The sequence below is a fragment of the Pantoea sp. Tr-811 genome (assembly GCF_011752535.1).
Lineage (GTDB): Bacteria > Pseudomonadota > Gammaproteobacteria > Pseudomonadales > Pseudomonadaceae > Aquipseudomonas.
The window spans coordinates 108,331-129,202 of sequence record NZ_VWXJ01000001.1 but is presented as its reverse complement, the minus strand read 5'-3'; the positions used below and the strand labels follow the sequence as shown (position 1 = coordinate 129,202).

15 protein-coding genes are annotated in these 20,872 nt (G+C 65.3%); 7 read left to right on the top strand and 8 right to left on the bottom strand.

The genetic code is table 11. The annotated features are described in order from the left end of the window. Positions 1 to 12 precede the first annotated feature (12 nt). Together F3J44_RS00580 and ppnN are read left to right on the top strand one after the other, a co-directional pair. A complete protein-coding gene (locus F3J44_RS00580; RefSeq protein WP_167269944.1) occupies positions 13 to 1,068 on the top strand; it encodes a YeiH family protein in 1,056 nt (351 codons plus the stop codon). 63 nt (positions 1,069 to 1,131) lie between these two features. Next, positions 1,132 to 2,505, top strand: a complete 1,374-nt coding sequence (gene ppnN, locus F3J44_RS00575) for a nucleotide 5'-monophosphate nucleosidase PpnN (RefSeq protein ID WP_167062533.1) — start codon at positions 1,132 to 1,134, stop codon at positions 2,503 to 2,505. A gap of 438 nt (positions 2,506 to 2,943) precedes the next feature. On the opposite strand, the gene F3J44_RS00570 is transcribed toward ppnN, so the two are convergent. From F3J44_RS00570 to F3J44_RS00560, 3 genes are all read right to left on the bottom strand, one after another. Beyond that, positions 2,944 to 4,077, bottom strand: a complete 1,134-nt coding sequence (locus F3J44_RS00570; protein WP_205299606.1) for a GGDEF domain-containing protein — start codon at positions 4,075 to 4,077, stop codon at positions 2,944 to 2,946. 129 nt (positions 4,078 to 4,206) lie between these two features. After that, positions 4,207 to 6,753 carry an EAL domain-containing protein gene (locus F3J44_RS00565; protein WP_167269940.1) on the bottom strand — a complete coding sequence of 849 codons (2,547 nt, stop codon included), beginning with the start codon at positions 6,751 to 6,753 and terminating at the stop codon, positions 4,207 to 4,209. A gap of 191 nt (positions 6,754 to 6,944) precedes the next feature. Then, positions 6,945 to 7,829 (bottom strand): LysR substrate-binding domain-containing protein, encoded by an 885-nt coding sequence (locus F3J44_RS00560; protein ID WP_167055250.1) that lies wholly within the window; start codon positions 7,827 to 7,829, stop codon positions 6,945 to 6,947. 104 nt (positions 7,830 to 7,933) lie between these two features. On the opposite strand from F3J44_RS00560, the gene F3J44_RS00555 reads away from it, so the two are divergent. Next, positions 7,934 to 8,890, top strand: coding sequence for a DMT family transporter (locus F3J44_RS00555; RefSeq protein WP_167055253.1), 957 nt, complete (start codon positions 7,934 to 7,936; stop codon positions 8,888 to 8,890). A gap of 4 nt (positions 8,891 to 8,894) precedes the next feature. Here the strand turns inward: F3J44_RS00555 and pssA are convergent, their stop codons facing one another. After that, positions 8,895 to 10,223, bottom strand: coding sequence for a CDP-diacylglycerol--serine O-phosphatidyltransferase (pssA, locus tag F3J44_RS00550; protein WP_205299605.1), 1,329 nt, complete (start codon positions 10,221 to 10,223; stop codon positions 8,895 to 8,897). A gap of 178 nt (positions 10,224 to 10,401) precedes the next feature. On the opposite strand from pssA, the gene F3J44_RS00545 reads away from it, so the two are divergent. Next, positions 10,402 to 11,373: a GlxA family transcriptional regulator gene (locus F3J44_RS00545; RefSeq protein ID WP_205299604.1), complete on the top strand. Its 972-nt coding sequence runs from the start codon at positions 10,402 to 10,404 to the stop codon at positions 11,371 to 11,373. 149 nt (positions 11,374 to 11,522) lie between these two features. On the opposite strand, the gene F3J44_RS00540 is transcribed toward F3J44_RS00545, so the two are convergent. From F3J44_RS00540 to katG, 3 genes are all read right to left on the bottom strand, one after another. Then, positions 11,523 to 12,857, bottom strand: a complete 1,335-nt coding sequence (locus F3J44_RS00540; RefSeq protein ID WP_167269934.1) for an MFS transporter — start codon at positions 12,855 to 12,857, stop codon at positions 11,523 to 11,525. 178 nt (positions 12,858 to 13,035) lie between these two features. Continuing rightward, positions 13,036 to 14,247, bottom strand: a complete 1,212-nt coding sequence (locus tag F3J44_RS00535; protein WP_167269932.1) for a M24 family metallopeptidase — start codon at positions 14,245 to 14,247, stop codon at positions 13,036 to 13,038. 225 nt (positions 14,248 to 14,472) lie between these two features. Next, entirely contained in the window at positions 14,473 to 16,728 is a 2,256-nt protein-coding gene (gene katG, locus F3J44_RS00530) for a catalase/peroxidase HPI (RefSeq protein ID WP_167269930.1), read from the bottom strand. 379 nt (positions 16,729 to 17,107) lie between these two features. On the opposite strand from katG, the gene F3J44_RS00525 reads away from it, so the two are divergent. Together F3J44_RS00525 and F3J44_RS00520 are read left to right on the top strand one after the other, a co-directional pair. Then, positions 17,108 to 18,013: a LysR family transcriptional regulator gene (locus tag F3J44_RS00525; RefSeq protein ID WP_167055273.1), complete on the top strand. Its 906-nt coding sequence runs from the start codon at positions 17,108 to 17,110 to the stop codon at positions 18,011 to 18,013. A 113-nt stretch (positions 18,014 to 18,126) separates the two neighbouring features. Further along, positions 18,127 to 18,708, top strand: a complete 582-nt coding sequence (locus tag F3J44_RS00520) for a hypothetical protein (RefSeq protein WP_205299603.1) — start codon at positions 18,127 to 18,129, stop codon at positions 18,706 to 18,708. A 164-nt stretch (positions 18,709 to 18,872) separates the two neighbouring features. Here F3J44_RS00520 and F3J44_RS00515 read toward each other — a convergent pair whose 3' ends face one another. After that, positions 18,873 to 19,751 (bottom strand): DMT family transporter, encoded by an 879-nt coding sequence (locus tag F3J44_RS00515; RefSeq protein ID WP_167055279.1) that lies wholly within the window; start codon positions 19,749 to 19,751, stop codon positions 18,873 to 18,875. 226 nt (positions 19,752 to 19,977) lie between these two features. Between F3J44_RS00515 and F3J44_RS00510 the strand changes: the two genes are divergently transcribed. Beyond that, entirely contained in the window at positions 19,978 to 20,802 is an 825-nt protein-coding gene (locus F3J44_RS00510) for an aldo/keto reductase (protein WP_167055283.1), read from the top strand. The last annotated feature ends 70 nt before the right edge of the window (positions 20,803 to 20,872 follow it).

Below are 20,872 nucleotides of genomic sequence, written 5' to 3'. Positions count from 1 at the left end.
CGGAGGACTCACATGGCCACGGTATCGTCCAACCCCGGCCTTGCGCCTACCCTCTCTACCCGAGGGCGGCTCAACGGCATCCTGTTCGTCGCGCTGTTCGCGCTGGCGGTGACTCAACTGGCGGCGCTGCCCGCCATCGCCCACCTGGGCATCAGCCCGCTGATCGTTGGCATCGTCGCCGGCGCCTTGTACGGCAACGCCCTGCGCGATGGCGTACCGGCCAGCTGGGCGGCCGGCATCAACTTCTCCGCCCGCGGCCTGCTGCGCATCGCCGTGGCGTTCTTTGGCCTGCGGGTGAGCCTGCAAGAAATCGCCGAGGTGGGCTGGTCGGGGCTGACCGTGTCCTTGCTGGTAGTGAGCAGTACCCTGTTGATTGGCTACTGGTGCGGCACCCGGCTGCTCAAGCTGGACCGCGATACCGCCCTGCTGACTGCCGCCGGCAGTGCCATTTGCGGTGCGGCTGCGGTGCTGGCCTTTGAGTCGGCGCTGCGCAGCGCACCGCACAAAAGCGCCATGGCAGTCGGTAGCGTGGTGCTGTTCGGCACCTTGTCGATGTTCCTCTACCCGCTGGCGATCAATGCTGGCTGGCTGCACCTGGACACCCTGGGCGCCGGGCTGTTCCTGGGCGGCACGATCCACGAGGTCGCCCAGGTGGTGGGCGCCGCGAGCAACGTCAGCCCCGAGGCTACGCATATCGCCACCATCGTCAAGATGACCCGGGTGATGCTGCTGGTGCCGGTGCTGCTGGTGGTCGGCCTGTGGATCAGCCGCTCGCGCCAGCCCGGCCAGGGCAACGGCCGCATCGCCATGCCCTGGTTCGCCTTCGGCTTCCTTGCCCTGGTGCTGGTGAACTCGCTGCAGGTGCTGCCTGCCGGCGTGACCGAGGCGGTCAACGGCCTCGACACCTTTGCCCTGACCATGGCCATGACCGCCCTGGGCATGGAAACCCGCTGGAGCCAAATTCGCCAGGCCGGGCCTCGTGCACTGGTCACCGGCGCCCTGCTCAACCTATGGCTGGTGGCCGGCGGCCTGGCAATTACCCTGGGTGTACAACGGCTTATGGGTTGACGAGCACTGAACGGTATGGTGTTGTCTTGCAAGGATGTTTTTACCTGCACAGGAAAGACTTACATGCCTCAACGCCATGTCATCAATGCATCCGTCAGCCCCAAGGGCAGCCTGGAGACACTGTCGCAACGTGAAGTCCAGCAACTGAGTGAAGTCGGTACTGGCAGCCTCTACACCTTGTTCCGCCAGTGCGCCCTGGCCATCCTCAATACTGGCGCCCATGTCGACAATGCCAAGACCATCCTCGAAGCCTACAAGGACTTCGAGGTCCGCATTCACCAGCAGGATCGCGGCGTGCGCCTGGAACTGCTGAACGCCCCCGGCGACGCCTTCGTCGACGGCGAAATGATCGCCAGCACCCGGGAGATGCTGTTCAGCGCCCTGCGCGACATCGTCTACACCGAAAGCGAGCTGGCCAGCCAGCGCATCGACCTGGAAAGCTCCCAGGGCCTCACCGATTATGTGTTCCACCTGCTGCGCAATGCCCGCACGCTGCGCCCGGGCGTGGAGCCGAAAATGGTGGTGTGCTGGGGCGGCCATTCGATCAGCAGCGAGGAATACCAGTACACCAAGAAGGTCGGCCACGAGCTGGGCCTGCGCAAGCTGGACATCTGCACCGGCTGCGGCCCGGGGGTGATGAAGGGGCCAATGAAAGGCGCCACCATCGCCCACGCCAAGCAGCGCATGCACGGCAGCCGCTACCTGGGCCTGACCGAGCCGGGCATCATCGCCGCCGAGGCGCCGAACCCGATCGTCAACGAGCTGGTGATCCTGCCCGACATCGAGAAGCGCCTGGAGGCTTTCGTGCGGGTTGGCCACGGCATCATCATCTTCCCCGGTGGCGCCGGCACCGCTGAGGAGTTCCTCTACCTGCTTGGCATCCTCATGCACCCGGACAACCAGCACCTGCCCTTCCCGGTGGTGTTGACCGGGCCGCGCAGCGCCGAGCCGTTCCTGCTGCAGTTGCACGCCTTCGTGGGTGCCACCCTGGGCGAGGCTGCCCAGGGCCACTACCAGATCATCATCGATGACCCGGCCGAGGTTGCCCGGCACATGGTGGAGGGGCTGAAGGCTGTGAAGCAGTTCCGCCGCGAGCGCAACGATGCCTTCCATTTCAACTGGCTGCTGAAGATCGACGAGGGCTTCCAGCACCCCTTCGACCCCACCCACGCGAACATGGCAGCCTTGGCCCTGCGCCGCAACCTGCCACCCCACGAGCTGGCGGCCAACTTGCGCCGGGCGTTTTCCGGCATTGTGGCGGGGAACGTTAAGGACAAGGGCATTCGCCTGATCGAGGAGCACGGGCCGTACCAGATCCGTGGCGATGCGGCGGTGCTGGAGCCGTTGGGGCACCTGTTGCAGGCGTTTGTCGACCAGCATCGGATGAAATTGCCTGGGGGGGCGGCGTATGTGCCGTGCTATCAGGTTGTGACCTAAGGCCAGTTCTACCGAGGCAGCAGGCGTCGCATGGCACCGGCTATGCCGGTGTTCGCGGGCAAGCCCGCTCCCACAGGGAATTGGGAGTGGCATAGGACTGTTACCCATGTGCGTGAACTGATTTGTAACCTATGTGGGTGAGCCATACCCCGCTTTTGCTTTTGCTCTGCTTTTGCTGTTGCTTCTAAGCGCACGGTAGCCCAGCAAACGCAGATTGCGACCTTAGGAGGCCGAGCGTAGGCATTGCGGAGGGAGGTGACGGGCATGGATGCCCGTCACCTCCCTCCGCAATGCCTACGTTCGGCCTCCTGAGGTCGCGATTGGTGTTGCCTGAACTACCGCGCGCTTAGAAGCAAGAGCAAAAGCAAAAGCAAAAGCAAAAGCAACTGTGTGCGGGAACCGCGAAGCAGGCGACGCGGATGGCTCCGGCCTCGCCGGCTACCTCACAGGGCTCACCACCAGCCGAATGCTGTCACGCCCTCCGCGCTTGGACTGATACAGCGCCACGTCCCCCTGCTCGATCAACGCCGCCAAACTGGCCGGTGGCTGGTCGAACAAGTTCGCGCCGATGCTCAAGGTAACCGCCTGGGGCGTAGGCATCGCCTCCCGGGCAAACTGCTGGAAGCGCTCGCGCAACACCCCGCCCAGCTCCACCACCCGCTCACTGCTAGCAGCGCTCAGCAAAATCACGAACTCGTCACCGCCCAGCCGCGCGGCCAGCGAGCGCTCCGGCAACACCGCGCGAATCATCTCGCTCAAGGCCACCAGCAAACGGTCACCGGCGGCGTGCCCATGCAGGTCGTTCACCAGCTTGAAATTGTCGATGTCGATCAACAGCAGCGCCGCCGGGTTCGCCGGGCTGACTTCCTTGAACAAGTGCGGCGCCCGCACCTCCAGCGCCCGGCGGTTGTACAGCGCCGTCAGCGGGTCGCGTGCCGCCAGGCGGGCGATGCGCTCTTCACGGCGGTAGCGCACGGTGCCAGTCATCGACAGGGCGATCAACATCAAGGCCATCGCCCCTTCGACCAGGGAAACCTGAATGATCAGCCCGCCAAAGGTGGCCAGGTCGATCAGCGTGCCTGGGGTAATCGCGATAACCGCCTTGGTCACGTAGAACAAGCCATGCACCAGCAGCACGTAGCGCAGCTGCGCAGCACCGACGCTCAGCGACTTGCCGTGCGGGCGCAGCAGGAAGCTGGCCTTGAGCGTCAGCAGCGCCACCAGCAGCGAGTTGACCATCAGCATGACCTTCGACCACTGCGGCCCCACCGGCAGCAGCAACAAGCCGAACCACACCAGCACAATCAACAGCCAGCCACGCGACAGCCGCGACTGGGTAAAGCGCAACACGCCGGCCAGGAAGAACCAGTGGGCAACCACCAACAAGCCGTTGGCGAACCAGATACCGATCAGCAACAGCCCGATCCCGCGCAGCAGCGCCAGGGTCGAGCCGACGGTAATGGTGGCGAAGCCAGCGCTCCAGAACAGCAGCGACGGTTCGCGGACACTGCGCCATTCGATCGCCAGGTACAAGGCAGCAGCGGCTGCCAGGGCGATGGTAATGGTCAGCATCGTGGGTGGATCAAGCGCCATATACAGGTTGGCCTATCTGGTTAACGTGGAAAAGGCCTGATTGTATGCGCTTGGGATGACTTTTCAGAGGGGCTATACGTCGCGTCGCAAACGTTTGAATGTAACTGTTCATGGCATGACGCGATCGGCTGCCTTCCCTGCCTCCATCAAACGCATCAGCACCTGGTTTTCCACCGGTTTGCTGAGCAAGAAACCTTGTACCTCATGGCACTGGTCATCACTGAGCAGGGCCAGCTGCTCCGGGGTTTCGACGCCCTCGGCGGTGACGGTCATGCCCATGGCGTTGCCCAGGTTGATAATAGCTTGTACCACGCTACGGTCACTGTCGCTCTTGCCCAGCGACTGCACGAACCGCTTGTCGATCTTGATACTGTCGAACGGGTAGGTGCGCAGGTAGCCCAGCGATGAATAGCCTGTGCCGAAGTCGTCCATGTTCAGGCGCACGCCCAACTCTTTGAGCGCCGTCATGGTATGCAAGGCCCCTTCGACGTCGTTGAGCATCACGTTCTCGGTGATTTCCAGCTCCAGGCGCTGCGCGGGCAAGCCACTGCAGCGCAAGGCATCGGCCACGTCGCGCACGACATCGCTGCGGCGGAACTGGGCCGGCGACATGTTCACCGACACCATCACCGCCAGCGGCCAGGCCCTGGCTCGCTCGCAGGCTTCACGCAGCACCCAGTTGCCCAGCTGCACGATCAGGTCCGACTCCTCGGCCAACGGGATGAAACGGTCCGGCCTGAGCAACCCCAAGCGCGGGTGGCGCCAGCGCACCAGCGCCTCGGCCGACGCCACAGTGATGCCATCGACCTTGTAGCGCGGCTGGAAATGCAGCACCAGCTCATTGCGCGGGATCCCTTCACGCAGCTCACGCTCAAGGGTGCGCTTTTCCAGCAGCGCGGCGTTCATCTGGGGGGAGAAGTAGCGCCAAGTGTTCTTGCCGGCTTGCTTGGCACCGTACAAGGCCACGTCGGCGTAGCGAATCAGCTCGTTGGGCGCAGCGGGGTACTGCGCCGACAGCACCACCCCCAGGCTTACGCCGATCTGCACGGTGTGGCCGTCCAGGGTAATCGGCTGGCGCAGTGTCTCGATCAGGCGCAGGCAGAAGCGGTCCACTTCCTCTTGCTGGCCGGGCCGCGCCAGCACCACGATGAATTCGTCGCCGCCCAGGCGCGCCACCAGGTCGCTGTCGCGGGTCATCTGCCCCAGGCGCAGGGCCACTTCGATCAACACCGCATCGCCAGCGGGGTGACCGAGGCTGTCGTTGATTGGCTTGAAGTTGTCCAGGTCCAGCATCAGCAGGGCGATCTGCCCGGCCTCGGCCTGTTCGAGAAAGCGGAACAATTTGTTGCGATTGGGCAGCCCGGTGAGGGCATCGTGCAGGGAAAGGTGCTGAATTTGCGCATGCGCCGCCACCTCATCGGTGATGTCGCTGCACGTACCGCGAAACCCTTTGCAAATGCCCTGCTCGATGATCGCCCTGGCGGCGATGCGGCACTCGCGTTGCTGGCCGGCACGGTCGCGGTACTGGCAGCGCAGGTTGCCGCTGGCCTCGCTGGCGGCCAGGCCATGCAACCAGGCTTCGATGTCCAAGGTGTCGCAGTCCAGCAGTTGCTTGAGCGGGCGCTGCAGCCATTGCGCGACCGTGTGCCCGGTCAACTCGGCGAAACGTGCGGAGAGGTAGGTCAGGTGCTGCTGGGCGTCGGTTTCCCAGATCCAGTCCGAGGCGGCTTCGGCCACGGCCTTGAAACGCGCTTCACTGGTTTCCAGGGCCGACTTGGAGGCCGCCAGCTGGCGGTGGCTGCGGTCGATGCTGGCGCTGGTACGCATGGCCTGGCGGGCGAACACCAGCATAAACAGCACAATGACCAGCAACGCCACGGCAAACGGCGCAACCACAGTACGAATCAGCGTGCTGCCGGGCTGCTCCACATGCCAGGTCAACGCCTGGCCGCTTCCCTCCAGGGGCAGCAGGCCCCTGCCCGGTTCGGCACTTGCCGCCGTGGACAGGGCGAAATCCGACAAGCCGACGGTTCGGCCCAAGGCTTCGAGCATGGCGGGGTCGAGCACGCGCACGAACAGCAACACGGCTGCCGGTGCCGGCAGGTGGTGCGGCGCCGACGGCGAGCGGATCACCGCCGCAGCGAACAGCGCCGGCTGGCCGCGAAACAGCAGGTAACCCGAGGCCGCCTGCTCGCGCTGCACGGCCTGGCGCGCCAGCTGCAGCACCCGGCCGCCACTGGCGCTGTGGTGGTCGAACCCTTGGTCACTCAGCTGGCCGTCCAGCACGGCGTAATGGGTGCCGTCGTCGTCAAGCACGAACACCCCTTCATACCCGTCTTCGGTGTAGAGGGTTTGCCCGACGTTGTCTTCATCGAAGGCCCAGTGGCTGTCTGCTGCCCCGGCAAGGTGATCGTAGGCGGCTTGCCAAAAGGCGTGGGTCAGCAGGTAGTTGCGCTCGTTCTTCTGCAGTTGGGCCAGGGCGGACTCGGCGTAGAAGCGGCTTTGCGCCTGTTCGCGCTCGTCCAGGGTCTGGGCGATGCGGTACAGCGACACCAGGCCCAACAGCAGGGCCACGATGAGCAAGCCGGAAAACACCAGAATGAGTTGGCGAACCACCTGGCTGCGCGGCGAACCATTGCCGAGGATTGCGTCCATTCATGTGAGCCTTTTCCAAGGGTTCGTCAGGGTTGACTGGCCTGGGCTGGCGATGATCGGTACAACTGACGACTGGTGCTTGGCCGGTGCCGGCCTCTTCGCGGGGCAAGCCCGCTCCTACAGGCGTGCAACCGCCGTGGATGCGTGTGTAGGAGCGGGCTTGCCCCGCGAAGAGGCCCGCCCAGGCACCCTCACTGCCCCGACAGAAATGTCACCAACTGCCGCGCATGCGAACTCAGCTGCTCCCAATCGCGAAAACACAAACGCAATTCCAGCGTAGCCCAGCGTTCCTCCAGCGCCACCCGGCGCACCGGCAATTCCTGCTCGGCACGCATCGCCGCCGTTTCCGGCACCATGGCAATCCCGGCCTGGCGCGCCACCAGTTGCGCAATGGCCTCGAAACTGGGGGCGCGCACCCGGACCTTCAACGGCCGGGCAAGGTTGATGGCCAGCCCCTCGACGAAGCGCTGCATGGGCCGCTCGCTGGGCAAGCAAATGAACGGGTAGCCCAAGGCATCGCCCAGGCACAGCTGCTCGCGCCCGGCCAGCGGGTGGTCGATCGGCACCAGCATCACCAGGCGCTCGGTACGAAACGGCAAGGTCACCACATCGGCATCAATCGACAAGCTGTCGTACACGCCGATTTCACACTCACCGGCCAGCACCGCACGCAACACATCGGCGCTTTTGTGTTCGGCCAGTTGCAGGTCCACTTCCGGGTAATCGGCCAGGAACGGCCCGAGCACCGCCGGCAACAAGGTGCTGGTGCTGACCGTGGACGCTGCCAGGTGCAGAGTGACCCGCCGCTGCCCAGCCAGCTCCTGCAGGGTGTTTTGCAGCGACTGGGCCTGGGCCAGCACCGCCCGCGCGCCCTCCAGCACCAGCCGCCCTGCAGGCGTTGCCTGCATGCCCTCGGCCGTGCGGGTAAACAAGGTGACGCCGCAGCGCGCTTCGAGCAGGCGCAAGCGGTTGCTGGCTGCAGACACCGCCACCGGGAAGGTGGCCGCCGCCTTGCTCAGGCTGCCCGTGGCCGCGATGGCCAGCAGCAGGCGCAGGTCGGGAAGATCGAAAGGCATTTTGGCCTTCTCCAAAAGCGAACGCCATGTTCGATAAAAAGCGATTCTAGCGCAGCGGCGTTCTGTTCAGAATAAGCCCTGCCCTCCTTCACCACGGATCCCCCATGAACGCATTGAGCCGCCTGATCCACCGCCAGTTGCAAAGCGGCGCCCTCTATGCCGTGCTGGCCGCGCTGGGTTTCAGCTTCAAGGCTATTTTCGTCAAGCTGGCCTACGCCGCCGGCCCGGTCGATGCCATCAGCCTGCTGGCCCTGCGCATGGGCCTGTCACTGCCACTGTTCGCCTGGCTGGTGTTCGCCAGCCGGGGCCAGGGCGGCGCGCCGTTGAACCTGGGTGATGGCGTGCGCGTGGCCCTGCTCGGGCTGTTCGGGTACTACCTGGCCAGCCTGTTCGACTTCTATGGCCTGCAGTACATCAGCGCCGGGCTTGAACGGTTGATCCTGTTCACCTACCCCACCCTGGTGCTGGTGTTCCAGGCCATTGCCCTGCGCGAGAAGCCCAGTACGCGCACGCTCACGGCGATGGCCCTGTGCTACGTGGGGCTGGGCATCGCGTTCGTGCACGATGTCAGCGTCAGCGGCGCTGGCCAGCAGGTGGTGCTGGGCTCGCTGTGGGTGTTTGCCAGTGCCGTGACCTACGCGCTGTACTACTCCGGCACCGGCATGATGCTCAAGCGCATGGGCTCCATGCGCCTGGCCGGGCTGTGCGGCACTGCCTCTTCGCTGATGGTGCTGGGGCACTACCTGCTGGTGGCCCCGGTCGGCCAGCTGTGGCAACTACCCGGCGCCGTATGGGCGAACGCGGCGATGATGGCGGTGTTTTCCACGGTATTGCCCATCTATTGGGTGGCGTTGGCCATCCAGCGCATGGGGCCGACCCAGACTGCAGCGGTGGGCAACCTGGGCCCAGTGCTCACCGTGCTGGCCTCGTGGGCGATTCTGGGTGAGGACATTTCCGTGTACCAGGTGGCCGGCCTTGCGGTGGTGCTGTTCGCCATCTCCCGGCTCAAGCCCGGCAAGCCCAAGGCCAAGGCGCAGGCGGCTGGCGAAGCGGCCGCCTGACCCTTCAGAGCACCCGTTTGATCAGCGGCTCCAGGCGGCTGTAGCGCAAGCGCCGCAGGAACTTGCGCACATCCTTGGGGTGCTCGGCCTTTTCACCCAAGTCGCTTGCAGCCGCAATCTGTGGCGCGTGGCGGCGGATGCCTTCCAGCTCCACGGCTCGCGGCACCAGCCACTGCCCCAGCGGGTCGTCGATCAGCAGGCCGTTTTCCAGGTCCAGGTTGAAGCCGCGAGGGTTGAGGTTGTTACCGGTCAGCAGCGAATAACGCTGGTCGACCCACACCCCCTTGGCGTGGAAGGTATGCCCCGGATCGTTCCAGATCCGCACCACCAGCTGGCCACAGGCGATGGCCGTATGGCGCCGGCGGGCAAAGGTGCGCAGGTTGTCCTCGTACAGGTACGGCAAGGCGCCGCTGGCGCTGAACGGCTCGCCGGGGGCGATGTAGAAGTCGTTGGCGGTGCGGTGGCCAACGATCAGCTCGATGCGCACGCCACGGTCCAGGGCATGGTCGATCTCGCGCATCACCACCCGCGGCGGGTTGAAATAGGGCGTGCTGATCACGATCTGCGACCGCGCCGCCGCCAGCAACGCGCACAGGCTACGGTTGAGCGGGTTGCCACGGCCGACGCCAAGCAACGGCACCACGCGCAAGCACGGCTCGCCTGGCGCTGCCGGCACCTCATAGGCCATGCGCCGCAGCCGCGCACGCAGGCGCCGGATATCGCCACGCAAGCCGCGCGGGGCGGGTGCCGGCGGCAAGTCCAGGCGCGGTGTGGCGGTGGGGTGCAGCAGGCGCTGCACCAGCCCGGCCATGGCATCGGCCAGGGCCGCTGATTCGAACAGGTGGTAACGGTCCAGCCGGTAGCGGTCGAAGCGGTGCAGGTAGACGTTGTTCAGGCTGGCACCGGTGTACAGCACGCAGTCATCGATGATGCTGCCCTTCAGGTGCAGCACGCCGAACAGCTCGCGGGTTTGCACCGGCACCCCGTGGATCGCCACCTCAAGCCCGCGCAACTGGCGCTGGGCCTGGTACCAGGCGGCGTTGCCCGGCTGCCGGCCAGCGCCGAGCAGGCCACGGCGGGCGCGGAACCAGTCGACCACCACGGTGATTTCCAGCGTTGGCCGTGCGGCCTTGGCCTGGTAGAGGGCGTCGAGCACTTCCTGGCCAGCCTCGTCTTCCTGCAGGTACAGGGCCACGATGACGATGCGCCGGGTCGCCGCGGCAATGCGTTCGAGCAGGCAATTGCGATAAGCCCTGGCATCGGGCAGCACCTGGATCGCCTCGGGGGCGATGGCAACACCTGGCAGTGCCGCCAGCAGGGATTCGGGGTTCACGTGCATTCACCTTCTATGTGCGGTCAGGTCCATTCCTGGCCGATGTGCCGGGGTGTAAGATCCACCGGGTAACGACCCATAACAACAAGAAACATGCGAGGCCGGTTTTTCCACTGCCCCTGACGAACTAAGCCTCAGCTTGCACAGGAAGATCGCAATGGTCCACCCCGCGACATCAATGGTAACGCCTTCCCCTGTCAGAACCTTCGGTTTCCTGATCGTGCCCAACTTCACCACCATTGGCCTGGCCTCGGCGGTGGAAACCCTGCGCATGGCCAACCTGGCGGCGCGCCACACCTTGTACCGCAGCGTGCTGATTGCCGCCAGCCATGAGCCGGTTGTGGCCAGCAACGGCATGCGCGTGCTGCCCGACCACAGCATCGCCGACGCCCCGCCACTGGATGCCCTGTTCGTGGTCGGCGCCAACCCCATCGACCGCAGCCGCGCCACCCGCCCGCTGGGCGATTGGCTGCGCCAGCTGGCTCGCCAACAGCTGCCACTGGGCGGCATCTGTACCGGCAGCTACCTGCTGGCCAAGGCCGACTTGCTCAAGGGCTACCGCTGCACCATCCATTGGGAAGACCTGCAGGTGCTGCAGGAGCACTTCCCCGGCATCGTGATTTCCAGCCAGCTGTTCGAACTGGACCGCGACCGCTACACCTGCTCGGGCGGTGTTGCGGCCATGGACATGATGCTGCAACTGGTGGCCCGCGAGCCCGGCGGCCAGGCCATCGCCGCCAAGGCCGCCGAGCTGCTGCTGTGCGACCGCGTGCGTGGCGAGCGCGAACGGCAACGGGTACCGCTGCGGACCTTGCTGGGCAGTGGCCAGCCAAAGTTGAGCCAGGTGGTGGCGATCATGGAGGCCAACCTGGAAGAGCCGCTGGGGCTCGAAGAGCTGGCCAGCCTCAACGAGGTGACCGTGCGCCAGCTGGAGCGGCTTTTCCACAAGTACCTGCAGCGCACTCCCAGCCAGTATTACCTGGAACTTCGGCTATCGCGGGCGCGGGAGTTGCTGTTGCGCAGCGATGTGCAGGTGCGCGAGGTGGCGCTGGCCTGCGGGTTCAGCTCGCCGGCGCATTTTTCCAAGAGCTACAGCCGGTTCTTCGGCCTGTCGCCGCTGGGCGAGCGGCGCCAGGCATCACTGCACTAGCGCTGGCGCAGCCCCTGGTAGGAGCGAGCACAGCTCGCGATGGGCTGCAACGCAGCCCCGGCATTCTGTGCCGCGAAGCTGAAAAACTGGGGCCGCTGCGCGCCCCATCGCGAGCTACGCTCGCTCCTACCAGGGCCAGTGCAGTGCCCCTACTCCTCAAGCTCCAGATGGGCCGTTTCCCGGCACATGACCATGGCCACCAGTGCCACCAGCGCCGCCGCCAGCAGGTACCCGGCCGGCGCCAGCTTGCTGCCGGTCACCTGGATCAACCAGGTGGCAATGAACGGCGCCGTGCCGCCAAACAGTGCATTGGCCAGGTTGAAACTCAAGGCGAAGCCGCTGAACCGCACACGGGTCGGGAAAATCTCCGCCAGCAGGCATGGCAAGGTTCCGTCGTTCATCGCCAGCATCGCGCCAAACAGAATCTGGATTGCAAGAATCACCAGCAACGGCTGGCCATCGAGCAACGTGAACAACGGCACGGTCAGGCCCAGGAACAGCAACGACGCCACCACCAGCATGGTCTTGCGTCCGAACTGGTCCGACAGCCGCCCCATCAGAAAGATCAGGCCGATGTACGTGGCCAGCGACACCGTCGAGGCAATGAACGAATCGCGCTCGCTCATGCCCATTTCGCTGGACAGGTAGGTGGGCATGTAGCTGAGCAGCAGGTAGAACGCCACCGCATTCAAGCAAGTGACCCCAAGGCCGATGGCCAGGCTGCGCCGGTGCTGGCCCAGCAGCTCACGGATCGGCGCCGGGGCCATGCCGCTTTTATGCTCCAGGCGCTGTTCCATTTCCAGGAACTTGGGCGTGTCCTGCAGGCTCATGCGGATGTAGCGGCCCACCAGGCCAAAGGGTGCGGCCAACAAGAATGGCAGGCGCCAGCCCCAGCTGTGCAGGGCTTCGCTGCTGAGCAGCTCGTGCAGCACGGCAACGAACGCCGCGCCGAACAACAGGCCTGCGGCGGTGCTGGCCGGCACGATGCTGGTGTACAGCCCGCGCCGCCCGGGTGGCGCGTATTCGGCAAGAAAGGCCGCGGCACCGGCGTATTCGCCCGATGCCGAAAAACCCTGCACCAGGCGAATCAGCAACAGCAGGCCCGGCGCCCACAGGCCGATTTGCGCATAGCCAGGCAACAGGCCGATGCAGAAGGTGGACAGCGACATGATCAGGATCGACCACGACAGGGCATTGCGCCGCCCGTGGCGATCACCCAGGTGCCCCCACACCACGCCGCCCAGCGGGCGCACGAGAAACGACAGGGCGAACACCGCGAAGGTGGCCAGCAGGCCGCTGGTCTTGTCGGTTTGCGGGAAGAAGGTGGTGGCGATGATGGTGGCCAGGTAGCCGTAGGCGGCGTAGTCGAACCATTCGACGAAGTTGCCCATGAAACTGGCGCGCGCGGCCTTGCGCAGGGCCTGGCGTTCGGCGCTGGGGGCGGCGCCGTCGAGGGTGGGAGCGTTGAAAGTGGTGCTGGACATGACGGGTACCCTCTGATTCTTCTAATTGGCGGCAGGGTCTGCTGGTCATACAGTTTTTTGTTATCTGCAGCGGCCTCTTCGCGGCTAAAGCCGCCCCCACAGGAGTTTCACTGGCCATCAGGCCGGTGCTATCGCTGTAGGAGCGGGCTTGCCCCGCGAACGCAGGCGACGCCGCTCGCTACTTGCGAATGATGTTGTGCTCCGGCCCATACGGGAACCGGGTGATGTTCTCTGCGCCCTGTTCGTTGACGATCAGAATGTCATGCTCGCGGTACCCTCCCGCCCCCGGCCGCCCTTCGGGCAGCATGATCATCGGCTCGATCGACACCACCATGCCCGGCTCCAGCACCGTGTCGATGTCCTCGCGCAGCTCCAGCCCGGCCTCGCGCCCGTAGTAGTGGCTCAAGGTGCCGAACGAGTGGCCATAACCGAAGGTGCGGAACTGCAGCAGGTCGTGGCGCAGGAAAATTTCGTTCAGCTCGCGGGCGATATCGCAGCAGCGCATGCCCGGGCGCACCAGTTTGAGCCCTGCCTCGTGCACCTCGACGTTGGCCTGCCACAGGCGCAGGTACTCATCCGGGCAGTGGTCGAGGAACAGCGTGCGCTCCAGCGCCGTGTAGTAGCCGGCGATCATCGGGAAACAGTTGAGGCTGAGGATTTCGCCCTTGCCAACCTTGCGGCTGGTCACCGGGTTGTGCGCGCCGTCGGTGTTGAGCCCGGACTGGAACCAGGTCCAGGTGTCCATCAGCTCGCCGTCCGGGAAGCTGCGGGCGATCTCGCGGACCATCGCCTGGGTGGCGTGCAATGCCACTTCGTACTCCGGCACCTGGTCACGCAGCGCTTCCACCACCGCCGCGCCGCCGATATCCGCCACCCGTGCGCCATGGCGGATCAACGCCTGTTCCTCGGCCGACTTGATCATGCGCAGGCGCATGCAAGGTGCGCCGATATCCAGCAGCTCGGCCCGGGGGTAGCAGGCGGCGAGCTTGGCATGGTTCTGCAGGTTCAAGTGGTCGTACTCAACGCCAATGCGCGAGGCCAACGGCAGGGCCTGCTGGATGGCGACGAAATAGTTGTCGCGCTGCCAGTCGGTGTAGACGATGTTGTCGGTGCCCACGGTGCGGCGCCAGGGCTGGCCGCCGTCGATGTTGGCGCTGATGGTCACCACCTTGTCCTGGGTCACCACCAGGGCGTAAGGCCGGCCGAACGAGCAGTAAAGGAAGTCGCTGTAGTAGTTGACGTTGTGGTACGAGGTGAAGATCGCCGCCTCGATGTCCTGTTCGGCCATGTAGGCACGCAGGCGGGCGTGGCGGGCGGCGTACTCCTGTGCGGAGAAGGTCGGCTTGACCTTGTCGCCATTGCGGATCTTCAGGGTCTGGGGCATTTGCATGGTCGGTGTTCCTTGTCGTTGTGAGCACGCTTTCAGGCCGGTTGCCTGAGGTGCATTGCAGCAGAACGAACGAGGACGCTTTTGTATCTATCCGACCTGGAATTGGCGGGATTGGCAGGGGCGTAAGGGGCTGCTTTGCAGCCGTTCGCGGGGCAAGCCCGCTCCTACAAGGGTTGTGTTGTAGGAGCGGGCTTGCCCCGCGAATGGGCGCAAGGCGCCCTCAGGTTACTTCAGGTCGAAACGGTCCAGCTCCATCACCTTCTCCCAGGCGGCGACGAAGTCCCTGACGAACTTGTCATTGCCATCACTGCTGCCATACACCTCGCTCAAGGCCCGCAACTGCGCATGGGAACCGAACACCAGGTCGACCCGCGTACCGGTCCATTTCACCTGCCCGGTCTTGCGGTCACGCCCCTCGAAGGCCTCGTTGTCCGCCGAGGTCGATTTCCACTCGACCCCCATGTCCAGCAAGTGGCGGAAGAAGTCATTGCTCAAGGTGCCGGGCTTGTCGGTGAACACCCCATGCTTGCTGCCGCCATGGTTGGCCCCCAGCACGCGCAGGCCGCCGATCAGCACGGTCAGCTCGGGCGCGGTCAAGGTCAGCAACTGGGCTTTGTCCAGCAGCAGTTTTTCCGCCTTGACGCTGTAGCGGGCCTTGGTGAAGTTGCGGAAACCGTCGGCCAGCGGCTCCAGCACGGCGAACGACTCAACGTCGGTCTGCGCCTGGGAAGCATCGCTACGGCCTGGGCGGAACGCCACGCTGACGGTGTGCCCGGCGTCCTTGGCGGCCTTCTCGACAGCGGCGGCGCCCGCCAGCACGATCAGGTCGGCCAGGGAGATCTTCTTGCCACCGGCATTGAACTCGCCCTGAATCTGCTCCAACGCCTTGAGCACCTTGTCGGTGCCCTGGTTGGCCGCCCAGTCCTTCTGCGGCGCCAGGCGCAGGCGGCCACCGTTGGCGCCACCGCGCTTGTCGGAACCGCGGAAGGTCGAGGCCGCCGCCCAGGCGGTGGACACCAGCTCACCCACACTCAGGCCCGATGCCAGCACCTTGGCCTTGAGTGCGGCGATGTCCTGCTCGCCCACCAGCGGGTGGTCGGCCTTGGGGATCGGGTCTTGCCACAGCAGCTCTTCATTGGGCATTTCCGGGCCCAGGTAACGCGCCAGCGGGCCCATGTCGCGGTGGATCAGCTTGTACCAGGCGCGGGCGAAGGCGTCGGCCAGCTGGTCGGGGTTGTCCTTGAAACGCCGGGCGATCGGTTCATAGACCGGGTCGAAGCGCAGCGCCAGGTCGGAGGTGAGCATCGACGGAGCGTGGCGCTTGCCGGCGTCGTGGGCATCCGGCACGGTGCCTGCGCCCTTGCCATCTTTAGGCCGCCACTGGTGTGCACCCGCCGGGCTTTTGGTCAGCTCCCACTCGAAGTTGAACAAGTTGTTCAGGTACTCGTTGCTCCATTTCGTTGGCGTGGAGGTCCAGATCACTTCCAGGCCGCTGGTGATGGCATCGCCACCTTTGCCGGAGCCATATTTGTTGGCCCAGCCCAGGCCCTGCAGCTCAAGGCCTGCGGCTTCGGGTTCGGGCCCGACATTGTCGGCGGGCCCGGCGCCATGGGTTTTGCCGAAGGCATGGCCACCGGCGATCAGGGCCACGGTTTCTTCGTCGTTCATGGCCATGCGGCCGAAGGTTTCACGGATGTCCCTGCCCGAAGCCACAGGGTCGGGGTTGCCTTCCGGGCCTTCCGGGTTGACGTAGATCAGGCCCATTTGCACCGCTGCCAGCGGGTTTTCCAGGTTGCGCTCGGCGCTGAGCTCGCGGTTCTGTTCTTCGCCGTGCTTGGCAGGTTCGGCCACCAGGTCGCCCTGGCCTGGCGGCTGGGCCTTGACCTGCTCCTTGCCGTAGCGGGTGTCGCCGCCCAGCCAGACCTTTTCCGAGCCCCAGTACACGTCTTCGTCAGGCTCCCACACGTCGGCACGGCCCCCGGAGAAACCGAAGGTCTTGAAGCCCATCGACTCCAGGGCGACGTTGCCGGTGAGCACGATCAGGTCGGCCCAGGAAATCTTGTTGCCGTACTTCTGCTTGATCGGCCACAGCAGGCGTCGGGCCTTGTCCAGGCTGACGTTGTCGGGCCAGCTGTTGAGGGGGGCGAAGCGCTGCTGGCCGGAGCCGGCGCCACCGCGGCCGTCACCGATGCGGTAGGTACCAGCGCTGTGCCAGGCCATGCGGATGAACAGCGGGCCGTAGTGGCCGAAGTCGGCAGGCCACCAGTCCTGGGAGTCGGTCATCAAGGCGGTGAGGTCTTTCTTCAAGGCCTGGAAGTCGAGGCTCTTGAACGCCTTGGCGTAGTCGAAGTCCGGGTCGGGGCTGGACTTGGACGAATGTTGGTGGAGAATTCTGAGGTTGAGCTGGTCAGGCCACCAGTCACGGTTGGTGGTGCCGCCACCTGCGGTTTGATGGAACGGGCATTTCGATTCGTTCGACATCTGCTGTTACCTTTTGGGTCGGTTATCCAGATTTCCGGTCTATGCCAGGTGTTCTTTCAGCCGAGCGCTGGGGCTCGTGCCTACCCCTCATCAGGTCGGGTCGGTCTTGTGCCGACGTGGGGCTTGCGAAGCTGTCACGCTGAAGGCGGCGGGGTCTTGCACGTAGGTGCTGGCACGCCGCCCGCACGCGCAAATCGCGGGGCCAGGGGAAAGACTAGCCGAGCTTGGGCAGAGGTCTAATAGAGGCAGTATTGAGGGGTGATAGGTTGGCTCTTTCAGGTTTGCCCCGCGACAGGGCCGGCACATCCATACAAGGCAAGCAGGCCAGCGCCGTGCTTCAATACACCGCCAACCCTTCACCCCCGGAACCCAAGCGCCCATGAACCGCAACGACCTGCGCCGCGTCGACATGAACCTGCTGGTGCTCTTCGAAGCCCTGATGATCGAACGCAACCTGACCCGCGTCGGCGAAAAGCTGTTCATCACCCAGTCCACCGTCAGCGCCGCCCTCGCCCGCCTGCGCGAGCTGTTCGATGACCCGCTGCTGATTCGCAGCGGCCGCGCCATGGAACCGACGCCGCGGGCGATGCAGATATTCGCCGAGTTGGGCCCGGCGATGGACGTGATTTCCTCGGCCATCAGCCGCGCCCGCGACTTCGACCCGGCCAGCAGCTGCAACCAGTTCCGCCTGGGCCTTTCGGACGATGCCGAGTTCGGCCTGTTCCCCGCCCTGCTCCAGGCCCTGCGTGAAGAAGCCCCCGAGATCAGCGTGGTGGTGCGCCGGGCCAACTTCCTGCTGATGCCGGGCCTGCTGGCCAGCGGCGAGATCTCCGTGGGCGTGAGCTACACCACCGACCTGCCCGCCACCGCCAAGCGCCGCAAGCTGCGCGATATCGGCGTGCGGGTGCTGCGCGCCGACGACCGCCCAGGCCCGTTGACCCTCGACGAATACTGCGCCCGGCCCCATGTGATGGTGTCGTTCTCCGGCGACATGAGCGGCAACATCGACCTGGACCTGGCCCGCATTGGCCGCTGCCGCAAGGTGGTGCTGGCGGTGCCGCAGTTCGGCAGCCTGCGGGCGCTGCTGCGCAACACCGAACTGATCGCCACCGTGCCGGACTACGCCGCCTGCGCCCTGGCCGACGATGGCAGCCTGCGGGCCGACCCGGCGCCGTTCGAGATCACCGAGGCGGAGCTGTCGATGGTATGGAGCGGCGCCCAGGACAACGACCCGGCCGAACGCTGGTTGCGCGAGCGTATCCTGCATTTCATGGCCACCCAGTGATGCATCGATCCCGTCGATAACCACCATGAAGGCCATCAAGTTCCGCCCGGCGCCGGCGCGGCGGAAGATGCTGGCATTCACTGACCGACGAGGCGTCCACCATGAAATCCGGCATGATCGCTGCCCTGCTGGCCCTGCTCGCTGCCCTTGGCGGATGCGCAGCGCCTACCCCGCAAGTGGGCACCCAGCCCGCTGGTCATTTCTACTCGGCCACGGCACTTTCCGATGTTTCATTGGCACCGGGGCAGCATGTGGCCGTGCTGCTGGGCCGGGACAGCGCAGCGACGCTGAACTACCTGCAGCAGCACCGTGGCGATGCAGCCAAACAGCCAGCCAACGGCAAGGTCCCGGTCGCCACCCTCAACGGCGGCAGCCAAGCCTACGACTGGCTGGCTCGGTCGCTGGCGCAGCGGTTTGCCGAGGTGACGTTCTATGAGGACCTGGACACCCTGCTGGCCGACCACCCGGATGTCATCGTGCTGCTCGATACCCAGAGCCGGCTGGCCAGTAGCGATATCGAAAGCCGGGTGGTGGCGCGGTTCTTCGATGACCAATTGACTTACATCGGCCGCGCCGAAGGGCGGGCCCAGAAGCCGCTGGGGGATGTCGCCCGGGTGGTGGAAGATGAACAGGCGGTGCAGGCTGCAGCCTTGCGGGATTTCGACAGGTCGTTGCAGGGGCTGATCAAGGGGTAGGATTTGACCGCCCTTTCGCGGATTGTTGCCGGCCCTGGTAGGAGCGAGCGTAGCTCGCGATGGGGCGCGCAGCGGCCCCAGGTTTTCGGCTTCGCGGCATAGGATGCCGGGGCTGCGTTGCAGCCCATCGCGAGCGCTGCTCGCTCCTACAGGCGCAGCAAATGTTACTTCCTGCGCTGCATCCAGGCCGCGCCCAGCCCACTCAGGCAGATGATGGCAATGCCCAGCAAGCTCGCATCATCCGGCACCTGGCGATAGATCACGAACCCCAGCAACCCGGCAAATACGATCTGGCAATAGCTGAACGGTGCCAGCAAGGCCGGCGCGGCATGCCGGAAGGCCTGGGTCAGCAGCAGGTGCGCGCTCATGCCGAAGCCGCCCAGCGCCAGCATCAGCAAGGCATGGTCCCAGCGTGGCACTTCCCAGAAGAACGGCACCAGCGCACTCATCGCCAAGGTATTGCACAACCCCGCATAGAAATTGCTGGTGGTCGGGCTGTCATACGCCGCCAGGATGCGCGTGAGCAACTGGTAGAAGCAGAACCCCAGCGCCGAGCCGAACGGGTACAGGATCGCCGGGGTGAACATCGCACCGCCCGGGTGCACCACCACCAGCACGCCGATAAAGCCCAGCACCACCGCCACCCACTGCCCCGTGGTGACCCGTTCCTTGAGCAGCGGCGCCGACAGCGCAGTCACCAGCACCGGGGCGAGGAAGTTGACCGAGGTGGCCTCGGCCAGTGGCAGGTACTGCAAGCCCGTGGTGAACAGCAGGCTGGTGCTGAGCAGGCTCAATGCCCGCAGGGTTTGCAGCACGGGCCTGCGGGTACGCAGCACGTTGAGGCCGGACTTGGGCAAGAAGATGCCCGCCATCAGCAGGGTATGCACCACATAGCGCGCCCACACCACCATGACGATCGGGTACAACCCACCGAGGTACTTGGACAAGGCATCGTGGCTGGCGAACAGGAACGTCGCCACCACCACCAGGGCAATGCCACGCAGGGGTTGGTTGACTCCGGACAGCGGTGTGCTGGAACTCATGGCGATCTCGATGGCGGCGCGGCGAAAGGCTGCGCCAGGGGGCAGGTGCGACAGGCGGAATTCTAGAAGAGATACGACGACTTAAGGAAGATCAAAAGCCCAGGTTGCCGGGGGTGTTTTGTATTTCGTTCGCTGATCGACCACTTTTTCCCGCTGGCACATGGCTGCCGCTCGCCAAAGCGCGCACCATCGGCCAGGCAACCTCGCACCCGAACAAGGAGTTTTCATGCAAAGGCTCACCACCCGCACCGGCCTGGACCTGCCCTGCATCGGCCTGGGCACCTGGCCGATGACCGGTGCCCAATGCACGGCCGCTGTGCACCAGGCCCTGGAACTGGGCTACCGGCACATCGATACCGCCACCGCCTACGACAACGAAGCCGCCGTGGGCCAGGCCCTGCGCGACAGCCGCGTGCCACGTGAACAGGTGCACCTGACCACCAAGGTCTGGTGGGACCGCCTGGCGCCCAAGGCCATGCGCCAGTCACTGGAAGACAGCCTGCGCGCGCTGGGCACCGAGCAGGTCGACCTGTTCCATATCCACTGGCCGGGCAAGGACTGGGACCTGCCGCGCAGCATCGAGGCCCTGGTGGCCCTGCGCGACGAAGGCAAGGCGCGCCAGATCGGCGTGGCCAACTTCCCCCTCGGCCTGCTGCGCCAGGTGGTCGAGGAACTGGGCGCGCCATTGTCGGCCATCCAGGTGGAATACCATGTGTTGTTGGGCCAAAAGCCGCTGCTCGACTATGCCCGCCAGCATGACCTGTTGCTGACCGCCTACACCCCGCTGGCCCGTGGCCAGGCGGCGGCGCGGCCAGAGATTCAGGCGATCGCACGCAAGCATGGGGTGCTGCCCAGCCAGGTGGCACTGAAATGGCTGCTGGACCAGGACGGCGTGGCGGCAATTCCCAAGGCCAGCAGCCGCGAGAACCAGCTGGCCAACCTGGCGGCGCTTGAGGTGCGGCTGGATGACCAGGACCGCGCGGTGATTGCCGGGTTGCCGAAGGATCAGCGGGTGGTCAGCCCGGATTTTGCGCCTGATTGGAATAGCTGAGGCCTGACCGTGCCCCTTCGCGGGGCAAGCCCGCGCCTACACACGCCCCTGTAGGAGCGGGCTCGCCCCG

Coding starts and splice junctions, on each gene's coding strand:
- F3J44_RS00580 (WP_167269944.1), top strand. CDS start 13: ATGGCCACGGTATCGTCCAACCCCGGCCTTGCGCCTACCCTCTCTACC.
- ppnN (WP_167062533.1), top strand. CDS start 1,132: ATGCCTCAACGCCATGTCATCAATGCATCCGTCAGCCCCAAGGGCAGC.
- F3J44_RS00570 (WP_205299606.1), bottom strand. CDS start 4,077: ATGCTGACCATTACCATCGCCCTGGCAGCCGCTGCTGCCTTGTACCTG.
- F3J44_RS00565 (WP_167269940.1), bottom strand. CDS start 6,753: ATGGACGCAATCCTCGGCAATGGTTCGCCGCGCAGCCAGGTGGTTCGC.
- F3J44_RS00560 (WP_167055250.1), bottom strand. CDS start 7,829: ATGCCTTTCGATCTTCCCGACCTGCGCCTGCTGCTGGCCATCGCGGCC.
- F3J44_RS00555 (WP_167055253.1), top strand. CDS start 7,934: ATGAACGCATTGAGCCGCCTGATCCACCGCCAGTTGCAAAGCGGCGCC.
- F3J44_RS00545 (WP_205299604.1), top strand. CDS start 10,402: ATGGTAACGCCTTCCCCTGTCAGAACCTTCGGTTTCCTGATCGTGCCC.
- F3J44_RS00540 (WP_167269934.1), bottom strand. CDS start 12,857: ATGTCCAGCACCACTTTCAACGCTCCCACCCTCGACGGCGCCGCCCCC.
- F3J44_RS00535 (WP_167269932.1), bottom strand. CDS start 14,247: ATGCAAATGCCCCAGACCCTGAAGATCCGCAATGGCGACAAGGTCAAG.
- katG (WP_167269930.1), bottom strand. CDS start 16,728: ATGTCGAACGAATCGAAATGCCCGTTCCATCAAACCGCAGGTGGCGGC.
- F3J44_RS00525 (WP_167055273.1), top strand. CDS start 17,108: ATGAACCGCAACGACCTGCGCCGCGTCGACATGAACCTGCTGGTGCTC.
- F3J44_RS00520 (WP_205299603.1), top strand. CDS start 18,127: ATGATCGCTGCCCTGCTGGCCCTGCTCGCTGCCCTTGGCGGATGCGCA.
- F3J44_RS00515 (WP_167055279.1), bottom strand. CDS start 19,751: ATGAGTTCCAGCACACCGCTGTCCGGAGTCAACCAACCCCTGCGTGGC.
- F3J44_RS00510 (WP_167055283.1), top strand. CDS start 19,978: ATGCAAAGGCTCACCACCCGCACCGGCCTGGACCTGCCCTGCATCGGC.